At 44.1% G+C, this 13,557-nt stretch carries 14 protein-coding genes; 1 reads left to right on the forward strand and 13 read right to left on the reverse strand.

Going from position 1 to position 13,557, the window contains the following annotated elements; translation table 11 throughout:
- Positions 1-45: 45 nt before the first annotated feature.
- The gene (locus PXH68_RS07545; RefSeq protein ID WP_205031517.1) at positions 46-753 is read left to right on the forward strand and encodes a UTRA domain-containing protein; all 708 of its coding nucleotides are present in this window, start codon (positions 46-48) and stop codon (positions 751-753) included.
- A gap of 69 nt (positions 754-822) precedes the next feature.
- Here the strand turns inward: PXH68_RS07545 and glgP are convergent, their stop codons facing one another.
- The 13 genes from glgP to PXH68_RS07610 form a co-directional block, all read right to left on the reverse strand.
- Positions 823-3,087 carry a glycogen/starch/alpha-glucan family phosphorylase gene (gene glgP / locus PXH68_RS07550; RefSeq protein ID WP_248027628.1) on the reverse strand — a complete coding sequence of 755 codons (2,265 nt, stop codon included), beginning with the start codon at positions 3,085-3,087 and terminating at the stop codon, positions 823-825.
- Positions 3,080-4,588 carry a 4-alpha-glucanotransferase gene (malQ, locus tag PXH68_RS07555; protein ID WP_248027630.1) on the reverse strand — a complete coding sequence of 503 codons (1,509 nt, stop codon included), beginning with the start codon at positions 4,586-4,588 and terminating at the stop codon, positions 3,080-3,082. Before malQ ends, glgP begins: the two co-directional genes overlap by 8 nt.
- Positions 4,589-4,793: 205 nt before the next feature.
- Positions 4,794-6,893, reverse strand: coding sequence for an ATP-dependent Clp protease ATP-binding subunit (locus PXH68_RS07560; RefSeq protein ID WP_248027631.1), 2,100 nt, complete (start codon positions 6,891-6,893; stop codon positions 4,794-4,796).
- Positions 6,894-7,309: 416 nt separating this feature from the next.
- Positions 7,310-7,720, reverse strand: a complete 411-nt coding sequence (locus tag PXH68_RS07565; RefSeq protein WP_248027633.1) for a peptide deformylase — start codon at positions 7,718-7,720, stop codon at positions 7,310-7,312.
- 72 nt (positions 7,721-7,792) lie between these two features.
- The gene (locus PXH68_RS07570; protein ID WP_248027635.1) at positions 7,793-8,521 is read right to left on the reverse strand and encodes a MerR family transcriptional regulator; all 729 of its coding nucleotides are present in this window, start codon (positions 8,519-8,521) and stop codon (positions 7,793-7,795) included.
- A gap of 78 nt (positions 8,522-8,599) precedes the next feature.
- On the reverse strand, positions 8,600-9,688 hold the full coding sequence (locus tag PXH68_RS07575; RefSeq protein ID WP_248027637.1) for a nucleotidyltransferase: 1,089 nt from the start codon (positions 9,686-9,688) through the stop codon (positions 8,600-8,602).
- The gene (locus PXH68_RS07580) at positions 9,685-10,431 is read right to left on the reverse strand and encodes a class I SAM-dependent DNA methyltransferase (RefSeq protein ID WP_248027639.1); all 747 of its coding nucleotides are present in this window, start codon (positions 10,429-10,431) and stop codon (positions 9,685-9,687) included. The genes PXH68_RS07575 and PXH68_RS07580 overlap by 4 nt, the downstream gene beginning before the upstream one ends.
- 11 nt (positions 10,432-10,442) lie before the next feature.
- Positions 10,443-10,889, reverse strand: coding sequence for an HNH endonuclease (locus PXH68_RS07585; protein ID WP_248027641.1), 447 nt, complete (start codon positions 10,887-10,889; stop codon positions 10,443-10,445).
- Positions 10,890-11,008: 119 nt separating this feature from the next.
- Positions 11,009-11,368, reverse strand: a complete 360-nt coding sequence (rsfS, locus tag PXH68_RS07590) for a ribosome silencing factor (RefSeq protein WP_172115766.1) — start codon at positions 11,366-11,368, stop codon at positions 11,009-11,011.
- Position 11,369: 1 nt separating this feature from the next.
- A complete protein-coding gene (locus PXH68_RS07595; protein WP_248027643.1) occupies positions 11,370-11,879 on the reverse strand; it encodes a cysteine hydrolase family protein in 510 nt (169 codons plus the stop codon).
- Positions 11,876-12,331, reverse strand: coding sequence for a GNAT family N-acetyltransferase (locus tag PXH68_RS07600; protein WP_248027645.1), 456 nt, complete (start codon positions 12,329-12,331; stop codon positions 11,876-11,878). The genes PXH68_RS07595 and PXH68_RS07600 overlap by 4 nt, the downstream gene beginning before the upstream one ends.
- Positions 12,328-12,921 (reverse strand): bis(5'-nucleosyl)-tetraphosphatase (symmetrical) YqeK, encoded by a 594-nt coding sequence (gene yqeK, locus PXH68_RS07605; RefSeq protein WP_248027647.1) that lies wholly within the window; start codon positions 12,919-12,921, stop codon positions 12,328-12,330. Before yqeK ends, PXH68_RS07600 begins: the two co-directional genes overlap by 4 nt.
- The gene (locus PXH68_RS07610) at positions 12,918-13,550 is read right to left on the reverse strand and encodes a nicotinate-nucleotide adenylyltransferase (RefSeq protein WP_014637492.1); all 633 of its coding nucleotides are present in this window, start codon (positions 13,548-13,550) and stop codon (positions 12,918-12,920) included. Before PXH68_RS07610 ends, yqeK begins: the two co-directional genes overlap by 4 nt.
- Positions 13,551-13,557: the final 7 nt, after the last annotated feature.

The following is a 13,557-nucleotide window of genomic DNA, read 5'->3' on the forward strand; positions in this document are numbered from 1 at the left end:
TTCCTAAATATGTTAAACTAGTGATAGAAGAGTTGAGGAGTCACCATGAGTAAATATAAAAAAGTCTACGCAGACATCAAGGAAAAAATTGAACAAAATATCTGGCAGGCCAATCAGGAGATGCCAACCGAAAATGAGCTAATGGACATCTACTCCTATTCCAAGGATACTATCCGCAAGGCACTATCGCTATTAGAAATGGATGGCTATATTCAAAAGCGTCAGGGGAGAAACTCGGTTATCTTAGACCACAACCTGGTCAGAAAACCGTATGTGTCTGAATTGAAGACCGTTAGCGAACTCAACCGCTTTGCTCACCATCAAGTCCAGACCCAACTGACCAATCTCTACATAGTACAAGGTCAGCCAGAAGTCATGAAGGAATTGGAAGTGGATGAAAAAACGGATCTGTACCGTGTCAGCCGCGTTCGAACTATTGACGGAGAACGATTAGAGTATGAGATTTCCTACTTTGACCGCAGGATTGTTCCCTATCTCAGCAAGGAAATCGCTGAAAAATCGATTTATCAGTATCTAGAATCGGACCTGGGCTTAGGAATCTCTCATTCGCGTCGGGAAATTTCCTTCCGCTTTGCTACGGAGGAAGAAAAATCCTTGCTGGATCTGGCTGGCTACGACATGGTGGTTTCCGTCACCAGTACCACCTATCTGGCTGACGGTCGTCCTTTTCAGTACGGAACCATCACCTATCGACCAGATAAGGTTACCTTTGTTTCAATGGCCAAACGGTAAAAAATGAAAAATACAAAAAAGAATGTTCCCACTCAGGAACATTCTTTTCAATTTAGGAGAGCAAAAGTATTAGTTTGAATGCCAAATATCTTGGTTGTACTGTTCAATAGTACGGTCAGATGAGAAGAATCCTGCTTTGGCGATGTTGTGAACAACTTTCTTGTTCCAAGATTCTTGATCTTCGTAGTCTGCAAAGACTTGCTCTTTGACTTCAATGTACTCCGCCAAGTCAATCAAGGTCATGAACCAGTCTTTAGAGATCAATTCATGGTGCAGGCGACCAAGACGCTCATCATTTCCAAGTGCACGGATTTCGTCGCTGACGATAAAGTCAACCGCACGTTTGATGTTGGCATCACCATTGTAGTAGTCCGCAGATACGTAACCAGCCTTGTCGTACAAGTCGATAATGGTATCTGAATCCTTACCAAATGTATAGATATTGTCCATGCCAGCCAACTCTGCAATCTCAACGTTTGCACCGTCCATAGTACCAAGCGTCAAGGCACCGTTGAGCATGAATTTCATGTTACCAGTACCTGATGCTTCTTTAGAAGCCAATGAGATTTGCTCAGAGATATCTGTCGCAGGGATGAGTTTTTCAGCAACCGTTACGTTGTAGTTTTCTACCAAGTGAACGTTGAGGTACTTGCTCACTTCTGGATCATTGTTGATCAACTCAGACAAGCAGAGGATCAAGTGAATGATGTCTTGGGCAATCACATAAGCTGGAGCCGCCTTACCACCGAAGATAACAGTGATTTTACGTTTTGGAAGGTTGCCGTTTTTGATTTCAAGATACTTGTGAATAACATACAAGGCATTCATTTGTTGGCGTTTGTACTCGTGGAAACGTTTGATTTGTGTATCAATGATAGAGTTTTCGTCCAACTCAATTCCCTTGTTGTCTTTGAGGTAACGTTTAAGAGCCAATTTGTTGTTGTGTTTGATTTCAGCCAATTTAGCATGAACTTCCTTGTCATCTGCAAAGGCAAGTAATTTCTCAAGTTTAGTTGCATCTGTCAAGTACTCATCGCCAATCAATTCCTTGATATAGTCTGCAAGGTCTTGGTTGGCAAATTCCAACCAACGACGGAAGGTGATACCGTTTGTTTTATTGTTGAATTTTTCTGGGTAAAGTTCGTAGAAGCCTTTCAACTCAGAGTTTTTCAAGATTTCTGTGTGGAGAGCTGCTACCCCGTTAACTGAGTTAGAATAGTGAATATCCATGTGAGCCATATGAACACGACCAGACTCATCGATAATATGAAGGGCAACATCTGGAACTTCTTGTGCGACAAGGGCATCCAACTCTTTAATAATACCAACTAGGTGTGGGACTACTTCTTCCAAGAATTCAAGTGGCCATTTCTCAAGTGCTTCTGCCAAGATGGTGTGGTTAGTGTAGCCTGTCATGTTTTTAACAATCGCTACTGCTTCTGCAAATTCCAAACCGTGTTTTTCAGTCAATAGACGAATCAATTCTGGAATGACAAGTGAAGGGTGAGTATCGTTGATTTGAACGTAAGCATAGTCTGCCAAGTCACGCACATTTGAACCACGCTCAATCGCTTCGTCAATCAAGAGCTGGGCAGCATTTGACACCATGAAGTATTGTTGGTAAATGCGGAGCAATTCACCGTTCTTGTCTGAATCATCTGGGTACAAGAAGAGGGTCAAGTTTTCTTGAATAGCCGTCTTGTCAAACGTGATACCATTGTCAATCAAGCCGTAGTTGACAGACTGGATATCAAACAAGTTGAGGTAGTTTTTAGTATCTTTCTTGTAGCCAAGGATGTCCAAACGGTCCAACTTAGAAGTCAAAGTGAAGTTTTTGAACGGTACATCGTAGCTGATGTTCGTTGGAATCAACCAAGAGTCATTTTCAATCCAGAAGTTTGGCTCTGCATCTTGTTGGTTGTCCTTGAAAACTTGTTTGAAGAGACCGCAGTGGTAGTTAAGCCCTACGCCCTCACCGTTGATACCAAGTGTTGACATAGAATCCACGAAGCAAGATGCCAAACGGCCAAGACCACCATTACCAAGTGATGGTTCTGGCTCCACATCTTCAACCTGTGCCAAAGACTTGCCAGCTGCTGCCAATTCTGCCTGAATGTCCTTGTAAACACCCAAGTTGATCAAGTTGTTTGACAAGAGTTTACCGATAAGGAACTCTGCTGAGATGTAGTAAACCTTGCGTTTACCAGTGTTTTTTGGCATATCTGCCGCTGACAATTTGACATAGTTGAGCAACTGAAGATAGATTTCTTCGTTGGTCATGTCGGCTAATTTCTTGTTGGCTTTGCTTTCTGCAAATGTTGTAAAGTTAATCATGGTTTTCATTTCCTCGTTGATATAATGTTGTCATTTTGACTAAGAAGTCTTTGCGTTCCTGGGTTAAATCTTCAGCTTTCATTCGCCATTCCCAGTTGCCTCCGACAGTTGAAGGCATGTTCATGCGGCTTTCTTCGCCCAAGTCAAGAACATCTTGCATGGTCGCAATAGCTGTGTCGCTGACAGTAGCAAAGAGTGTTCGAAGCATGGCTTGAGTCACTGGCTCAATCGGCTTTCTGTTGGTATAGGCATCTACAAACTCCTGTTGTTCAGGCTCTAGATTGTTATACCAACCATTGACCACCTCGTTATCGTGTGTGCCTGTGTAGGCGATAGAGTTTGGTACGCAACGGTGTGGGATGTCAATGCTCTGTCCAGTCACATCGAAGAAGCCAAATTCTAGGATTTTCATACCAGGGTAGCCGCAATCTGCAAGTAACTTACGAGCCTTGGCATCAATATTTCCTAGATCCTCTGCAATAATTGGCAAGTCGCCAAGGGTTTCTTTGACCGCCTTGAAGAGATTGTAGCCTGGACCTGGCTCCCAGGTACCAACTTTAGCTACTTCAGCATCTCCTGCTACCTGCCAGTAATCTGAGAAGCCTTTGAAGTGGTCAATTCTCAAGACATCATAAAGTTTGAAGCTCTCGTGAATACGGTAAATCCACCAGTTGTAGCCAGTTTTTTCATGCTGCTCCCAATCGTAGAGTGGGTTGCCCCAAAGCTGGCCATCTGCTGAGAAGTTATCTGCTGGCACACCTGCCACATAAAGCGGCTTGCGCTCGCTATCTAATTTGAAGAGCTGTGGCTTGGTCCAAACTTCCACACTATCGGCAGAGACATAAATCGGCATGTCTCCGATAATCTTAATGTGGTTTTGATTGGCATATTCTTTTAGCTGTTTCCACTGGCTAAAGAAGAAATACTGAGTGACTTTAAAGTAATCAATTTGGTCTGCCAATTCCAAGCGGTATTTTTCAAGAGCTTCTTCATTTCGAGCAAGAACTTTCTTGTCATCCCACTCTTGTAGGGCCTTGTTTCCAAAGTGTTCTTTAATAGCCATAAATTCTGCATAGTCATTTAACCATGACGAATTGGCTTTTTCAAACTCTTGAAAGGCTGCTTTACGCTTGTCATCGCTCAAGAAGTTTTTAACGGCTCTTTCCAAAATCGGACGGCGAGCCTCATAGATCAAGGCGTAGTCTACTTTTTCTGGATTGTCCCCAAATTTCACATCTTGGTAGTCAAAGTTGGCCAATAAATCTTCTTCTGCCAACAAATCAAAATCAATTAAATGGGTATTTCCTGCAATGGCAGAAAATGATTGATAAGGTGAATCTCCGTAACTTGTCGTTGTGAGAGGAAGGAGCTGCCAGTAGGTCTGCTTGGTTTCGACCAAGAAATCTACAAAGTCATAGGCAGGCTTTCCAAAAGTACCGATACCAAACTTACCTGGAAGTGAGGTAATATGCATTAAAATTCCACTGGTACGATTCGCCATAAAAACGTTTTCCTTTCTTTCGAGTACAATGATAGTTTAACGCAAACGTTTGCATTTGTCAAGGATTTATACAATTTTTTTAAAACTTTTACGTAAAACAACTCAAAATCTCCCATAATTGCGCATTTTACTGCTCTTGTGACCGTTAAACAAAAGAAGAAATTCTGAGCATTTTAACCCAGAATTTCAATATTATTCAATTATTTTATGAAAAGGTTTGCTCGCTGATTTGAATCTCATTTTCCACCACATCAGCCAACAAGTTGGTCACATCTAAGTGATCCAGATAGTAATCCGTTACCTTGTCTCGAATCTGATTTTCAATCACACGGCGCAATGGACGAGCTCCCATAGCCTGATCATAGCCTTCTTCCATCAAGAACTCTTTGACTGCCTCAGTCACTTCTAAGTGAATACCTTTTTTAGCTAGGGTCTTATTGACCTGGCCTAACATCAAATCTACGATAGCCTTGAGGTCTTCTTTGCCCAAGTGTTTGAATTCGATAACTGCGTTGAAACGGTTAAGGAACTCCGGACGGAAGAATGGTGCGATGCGGTCCATGATGTCTTGATTTTCTTCACCTTCTGCCATTCCATAACCAAAACCTGCATTTGAAGTCGCGATGACAAGGGTATTTTTGAAGTTGACCTGGTTGCCCTGTCCGTCTGTCAAATGACCATCGTCTAGTACTTGCAAAAGGAGGGTAATCACTTGTGGATCTGCCTTTTCAATCTCATCCAAGAGGACAATGGAGTATGGATTGCGGCGGACACGCTCGGTAAGAGTATGGGAATTATCATCATAACCAACATAACCAGCTGTGGTACCGATTAATTTGGAAACGGCTGTACGGTCACTGTATTCAGACATATCCAAACGAATAATGGCCTCCTTGTTACCAAACAAGTCTAGCGCTAACTGTTTTGCCAACTCTGTCTTACCCACACCTGTCGGACCGACAAAGAGGAAGGAACCAATTGGACGGTTGCCGTCATCAAAACCTGCACGATTGCGACGAATGGCACGAGATACAGCTTCCACCGCATCGTCTTGACCAATTACATTTGTCTCCAGGCGATGCTTCAATTCCTTGAGTCGTTCAATGTCAGAAGCTCCCATTTGAGAGACTGGGATGCCTGTCATTCGCTCAACCGCCTGAGCTACATCATTAACAGTCGCTACCACTTTCTGTTGCTCTGTGTGGTTGTCAATTTGTTCTTGGAGCTTGTCGATGCGGACTTTTTCATTGAGTGCTGTTTCGTAATCTTCTTTTTCAGCTGCCTGACTTTGCAAAGCTTTAGCCTGTTCAATCTCTGCCTCCAAAGCTTGGATATCTGTAACAGGATGTTGTGCAGCTAAGTGAGCAGCAGTCACATCGACCAGGTCAATAGCCTTATCAGGCAAGCTACGTTGTGGAATATATTGGACGGAATAATCAACCGCAGCTCTCAAGACCTCATCTGGCAATTCAATATTGTGGTGGGCTTCATAAAGCGGCTTGATACCTTTCAAAATCTGGTAGGTATCTTCTGCGGACGGAGCATTAACCTTGACTTCATTGAAACGACGAGCCAGAGCGGCGTTCTTGTGAATGGTATTGCGGTACTCGTCTTGCGTGGTCGCACCAATGACGGTCAACTCTCCACGTGACAGGGCTGGTTTGAGAATATCTGCTAAGCCCTTGGAACCTGAGTCTCCACCAGTGCTACCAGCTCCCAAAATCTGATGAATCTCATCAAAAAAGAGAATGATATTGCCAGCTTTTTTGACTTCATCCACAAGATTTTGGACATTTTCTTCAAAAGCTCCACGGTACTGAGTCCCAGCTTCCAAGCCTGAAATGTCGATGGAGATGATTTCCTTATTCTTAATGGCTGCTGGCACATCACCATTGACAATGGCCTGAGCCAAACCTTCTACTACCGCAGTTTTACCTACACCCGCATCACCGACCAAAACAGGATTGTTCTTGGTACGGCGAGCCAGAATTTCAGATGTTTCTTGAATTTCCTTGTTTCGTCCAATGACTGGATCCAACTTGCCTTCACGCGCATCTTGTGTCAAATTGCGGCCCAGTTTTGCCAGAATTCCGTCTGACTTTATCTGACCTTTAGCCTGAGTTTGAGCCACTTCTTCTGTCTGTGGCAGGCGACCAGTCTGACGGTAAATGGCAAATTCCTCCGGTGTCACTTCACGCCCATTGATAGAATAACGGCGACGCTCTGTACTGTAGCCACCCATGTTCCCCATGAGTTGATTGAAAATATCATCCATATTGTTAAAATTATTGAAATTGTTGTTCATCGTTTTTACCTCGTTTAAGTTTTATTTGTTTTTGATGTTTACTGACCTTTGTTGTAAAAAAATAGCTAGTAGGGTATAATCCTGTCTTTCATAACAACCTCCTTAGAAGTTTGTCTTTTACTGACCAATAGGTCCAAGAGTAAGTCAAACCCTTCTCATTTGACCTAAACTGACCTTTTGTTCAAAGAATTCGTAAGGTCCTTTACCTTACGAATCTTATTTTACACCGTTGGTCAGTAAAAGTCAATGGTTTTGTTTGACCTTTTTTGACTTTTTGATATAGTCTTTTAGTTTACTTTTAGTACTAGGAAACGAGCCGCAGACATAACTGGAGTTAGGCAAGGTAAGTTAACGACGTAATAAAAGATAAACTAAACGACGATAAAAAATCTACCTGACGGTAGATTCGGTAGCTACTAGATGATAATCCCTTCCAAATGATCTAGTTCATGCTGAACAATCTGGGCTTGGAAGTCTGTCAGCTTTAGGCTCTGCTTTTTCCATGAAGCATCAAAAAACTCCACTTCAATCTCCTGATAGCGTGTCGTCGGGCGAGTACCTTCCAGCGACAGGCAGCCCTCCTCTGTCTGATAGGGCTTGGCCTTGCTGATGAGGACGGGATTGTACATGACCAGGTTGGTAAAACCCACGTTGACGATGATAATCCGCTTTTTGACGCCAATCATGTTAGCCGCCATGCCCACACAAGCGTGAGCATTGGCTACTAAAGTGTCTTGCAAATCCTGACCGACCTGCACATCTAGCTGAGTCGCAGACTCAGACTTCTGCTGCAGGAAGAAAATGTCCTTCATAATAGGTTGAATCATGGGGTGTCTCCTTATTTTCTAGCTTCATCTAGTATACCAAAAAAAGCCTAGTTCTCACTAGACTTCTTTCGTTTATTCTTTGCAATAAATCGCAATAGCTTGACTGACAAAGGCTGCTGTTCCTAGTCCACCTGCTCGGTCGATGTTGGCTGAAAATCGCTCGTCTTCAACATACATAAGACCTAGATTTTGTAAGATTTCCTTGGTACAGGTGTAGAAATTTTCCGTAATATAGGCCTGCAAGTTCGCTACCTGAGCCTGCACATCTGGATGATCGGCTTCCAAGCTCTGCATTTTTCCAAAAACCTCAAAAATAGCCTGCATCTCTTGGGCAAACACCCGGTCTTTGCTAGCATCGTAGCGCTCTTCAAACTCAGCATAGGCCGCGGTCTGTCCCCAGCGTTCCTTTGCTTCCGCCTTGTAGGCTTCTAGTTGACTGCTGTCAAATGCGTGAAAATCCATGACTTCTCCTCCTTTTTCTGTGAGCAATCTGGCGTGATTGATAATGCGATCCAGCCGTTCCCTTTTGAGCTCTAAAAGGCTGATATGGTCCCGCAAGACCTGCTGACGATTGACTTCCGTCACGTCCAGAAGCTGCTGAATGTCTTTGAGAGGAAAATCCAACTCACGAAATAAGAGAATTTCTTGCAGACGAGCCAAATTCTCCTGATTATAGTAGCGATAACCATTTTCAGCCACAAATGCTGGTTTGAGCAAACCAATCTGGTCATAGTGGTGCAAGGTCCTCACCGTCAATCCTGTCAACTGACTGACCTGCTTAACCGTCCAATTTTCGTTCATAGAAATCTCCTCTCTATGCCCAGTATAAGGGATAACGTAAGGTGAGAGTCAAGAATTTTATCAAAAAACTTTTACATCTCACTCCACCCTCACCGGCACGCGCCCATAGGTCTGCTCTGCTATTGCGTTAGCGCCCAGTTGATAGACCGCATCCGCCTGCTGGGTCATGCTGTCCCAGGGCGCTTTGCCGATCCGCGTCACCAGGTCCACCTGCTCCTTGACGGTCTTGAGATAGGCCTGGCCTCGAGCCGAAAAGCCTAAGATATGGACCGCTTCTGGCAAGGGAGTTTCCACCGCATTGACCAAGATGTAGGTTAGCACCCGCCGCACCCGCGCCTTGGTGTAGCGCTTGGTCGCAACAGCATCCACTAACTCCTCCACGGTCGCTGCGCTCCCAATGGCAGAGCGGATACGACTGGCTAGTTCTTCGTTGACCTGAAAGACCTGACTGAGATCTCGGTGGGTCGCAATTTGGTAGCGGAGCAGGGGAAAATAATTTCTCCAGCTTACCTTGGTCGCCTCTTCAAAGAGACTGGCAGACGGTAAAAAGTCACGCACCAAGTCCAACTGGTCAGCACCCTTTCGGATAGCCGTCGCCGAGGCGTAGGTCGTTTCCACCTCTTCCGAGTGAAAACCAGCCCCCTGCCGCTGAACAGGACCAAGCTGAATACCTGTTCCAGCCACCGCCTTAGCGTAAGCCAAGCCCAGAATATGATTGGGTGTATCACCTGTGAAGGTCAGCCCAGCAAACTCCTGCCACATGGCCTGGGTCTTCTGTGGATAAGAGAGATTGTCTGGCAAGTTTTTCACAAAATTTTCCATCTCTTCCGACTTATCCACATAGATATCTGCGATTTTCTGGTAATCCAGCATTTCTTCCGTACCGAAAACCAGTTTTTCCACACCTAGCCTGTGTAGAATGCTGATTGCTCCCTTGGCAAAATGGTCAGCCGACTGGACCGACACTAAAAAGGGCATCTCAACAACAAGATCTGCCCCATGTTCCAAAGCCATCTGAGCCCGTGTCCACTTATCCACAATGGCTGGCTCACCCCGTTGCATAAAATTACCAGACATAACTACGATTTTCAGACCTTCCGCCTGTTCCAGCAGGTATTTATGTCCCGTGTGAAAAGGATTGTATTCTGCAATAATCCCTGAAATCATGCCTTGACCGCCTTGAAAAACCAGCGCTGGCTAGTTTCTGTCGGAGCTTGATCTTCAAAGTCCGCAAAGACTTCCACAGATGCAAAACCAGCTTGTTTCAACAATTCCACATAGGCTTCAATTGGATAGGTCCGCTCTTCATGAACTTCATCCCGACGGACAAATCGCTCCTCTTGACTGTCCTCATCTTTGACAAAGAAGGTCAATTCATGAACAATGGAATACTCATGCTCCCCTTCATAGGTGTCCCAGACAAAGGCAAAATCCTCGTAGTTTTCATGGTAGCTATAGCCTGCAAACATTTCCTCCATTTGATAAATGGAGTGAACGTCAAAAAGGAAAGTACCACCTTGATTGAGAACAGAGTGAACTCCTTCAAAGACCCGCAAAACAGCTTCTTGGTCCGACATATAGCACAGACTGTCCGAGTAACAGGTCACCGCATCGAAATCTCCAACACCTTCCAGAGCCATCATATCTGCTTGGGCCAGTTCCATCATGACACCAGCAGCTTCTGCTTTTTTCTGGGCCAATTCCAACATTTCATAGGACAGGTCAAGCCCTGTCACTTCAAAGCCCTTTTGAGCAAATCGTACAGCCTGAATCCCTGTCCCACAGGCCAATTCCAAAATTGTCTTGGTGTCTTGTGGCAAGTTCCGCAAGCTAAAATCTGTCCATTTATCATACAAGCTGTCATCCATGATTTCATCATAGACCGCCGCAAAGGTTTCATAAGTTGCCATAGTTTTCTCCATTATCCGAAATGTTCTTCTAACATTTCTTCATTATATTTCAAGATGATGTCCCTATTTTTTAAATCAAAAAAGATATCTTTTCCATATTTTAACTCTATAAAATCTTTAAAGTCCATAATATTTATTAATTTCACTAATATTTCCTCAATATCATCATAAATTTCAACTTTATAGAATTTTCTAGGTATTACTCCATATTGTCCTCTATTCGACGCACGAGAGGAATTTGTTTTTCTTGTAATTTCTTTATGTACTTCTTTACTCAGAAGAAACATATTTTTGTAAGTATCGATTTTCTGTCTCGATAAGTGATTTTCCTCATCAATCTCAGCCCATTCTATAACGTGATGCACCTCAAATTCATCAGAAGGAAAATCCTTCTCATTTACTGCGATATTATTTTTGAAAAATTCTCTTCGTGACCGCTTACTTTTAGATGCTGCCATATTTTCCTTTCATAAAAAGCAGCCAATCGACTGCTTCATTAACTCACACTGTGTTCAAAAAGTCAGAGTTTTGAGTTGTTGACGAATCCTTTTTGTCAGTCGAGTTCTCTCCACTCTCACTATTCCTCTTCTAAAAGTTCTGCGACTTCCAGGAAGCTACCTTCGTGCCATAATTTTTCAAGGTTGTAGAGGTCACGCATTTCTTCTGAGAAGATATGAACGACTACACCTCCAAGGTCCAAAAGGACCCAGCCACCGTTACTATCGCCTTCTATACGGCTACCCTTGATTCCAACTTCCGCTACCTTTTCACGGATGTTTTCCGCAATAGCCTCCAACTGACGACTGTTCATGGAACTGGCAATCACAAAGTAGTCTGTCAGGCTGGTCACACCTTGAACATCAATTACAACAAGGTCCTCAGCTCGCTTGTCATCAGCAGCCTGGACCACAACTTTTACTAAATCTAGTTCTTTCATCTTATCCTCTAATTATATTTTCTAATGTATCCACCTGGGCAAAATTCCATGACCAGATGTTTTGGTAGTGGTCAATCAAGTCCTTGACATCCAATTTTCCTGAATAACCTGTCGTCGTTCCGTCCCGAATCACAGCTACCTTGTAGCCTAGTTCAAAGGCTACTTTAATCGTCGTGTCAATGCAAAAATTTGTCGCCATTCCCATGATAATGAGCTGCTCAATTCCCTTTTCCTGCAAATAAGCATGAAGCCCTGTTTCCTTGAAGGCGCTATTGAAGGTCTTATCGAAAATCTTCTCACTAGCTAAGGGTGCAACAGTTGAGTGAATCTCCCAGTCAGCAGTCCCCTTGACCAATTCCTGGTCATGATGGCGGACATGGATGACCTCTAGCCCCGCTTTACGGGCTTGAGCAAGGCTATCTTGCCAGAGCCGAAGCCGATTTTCAATCCCATAGGGCTTGCCTTCCACAGGCAAATGCTGAATGTCAATGACTAACAATGCAGATTTCAAAACTTGACCCCAGGTGTTTCCAAACGGAACACCAATTCCCTTTCTTCTTCAAGATCTAAGACAAAACCATTTTTCTCCAAGAGTCTTGCCATCTTTTGGTTGCCCTTGACATAGGCGACAATCAAATGATTGCAAACGGGGTGAGCTCTTGCTTGATCAATCACGACTTTCAAAGCAGCCTGGCCATAGCCCTTCCCCTGAAATTCTTGACCAATCATAAACCGCCAGAGCATATACTGCTGGATGTCCTCATCAATGTCAATCAGGGCAAAGCCAACAACCTGCTCATCTGCCCAGATGGCATAGGGAAAGACATCACCATTCATTCTGTATAGCCAGGCATCTGCCAAGGAACGCACGTTGGGAGCTACGAAGTACTTATCTGCCTCGGCTACTGACAAGTCCAAGACAGCTTGATAGGAACTTTCATCCACAGGTTTTAATGCAATCATTCTTGCTCCTTCAACCAAGCAACATATCCATTATAAGTTTCCAAAGTTTGTGGATAAATGGGAACCCCCTTCTTGGCCAAGTAGGAAATGGTCTGGGCAGTTTCATAAGCTACCGCCTTGTCCAAGGACTCTTTTGCAATCCGTCGCGCCTCATCCACCCCAGGAAAATCCCGATTGGGTTCGATGTAGTCCGCCACATAGAGCACCTTGTCCAGCAAGGTCATCTGCCCTGCACCAATGGTATGTCGTTGAATGGCTTGAAAAATTTCCTCATCTTTCAAGCCAAAATCTTCTGCGATTTTATAGGCCCCAACCACACCGTGCCAGATGTTATTATCCCAGTTAAGCAGGTCCTTGTCCAAATCATACTTGGCAATCAAATCCAGAAAGACTTGGTCTTCTACTTCTTTGGCATAATCATGCAAAAGCGCTGCCAGACTGGCTTTTTTCGGATCACAGCCGTATTGGTCTGCCAAGGTAAGCGCCGCCTCTTCCACACCCAAAACATGTTGGAAGCGCGCTGGCTTCATGGCTACACGGATTTTTTCCAAAAGAGCCTGACGGTCAAATGTCAAATCTGCTGCAATCATTGGTAGAGTCCCTTTTCTTCGATATAGTCCAGAACTTCATGGGGCACCATAAAATTCGGCACCCGTCCTTGCTTGATAAAGCTTCGTACCATGCTGGAGGAAATGTCCATCAAGGGCACATCTACCCAGATAACAGGATAGGAAGTCCCTGCCTTGTAACGAGGACGCTGGACACCAACAAACTGCACCAACTGGACCAATTCATCAATCCTATGCCATTTTGGCAAGTAATCGACCATATCCGCACCGATGATGAAATAATAATCCGTATCAGGATTTTTTTCCTTCAGCAATTTCATGGTGTCGTAGGTATAGCTGACACCACGGCGTTCCAGTTCAATGGTTTCAATCCCCAAGCCCTCAATACCTGCAATAGCCATCTTGAGCATAGAATAGCGATGGTATTCGTCAATGGTTTCTTTCTTATCCACATGGGGCGGAATGAATTCTGGCATGAGCAAGACTTCATCCAACTTCAACTGTTGACGGACCTGGTCTGCCACAATCAAATGAGCATTGTGGACAGGATTGAAATTCCCTCCCAGAATCCCCACTTGTTTGCGATTGGTTTCTTTCTTTTCAACCTCTAATTCAACCTTGGTAAAGGGTGTTAAGAGTTCAATAGCCATAGGCTCT

It is taken from the genome of Streptococcus sp. 29896 (assembly GCF_032594915.1).
Classification (GTDB): domain Bacteria; phylum Bacillota; class Bacilli; order Lactobacillales; family Streptococcaceae; genus Streptococcus; species Streptococcus suivaginalis.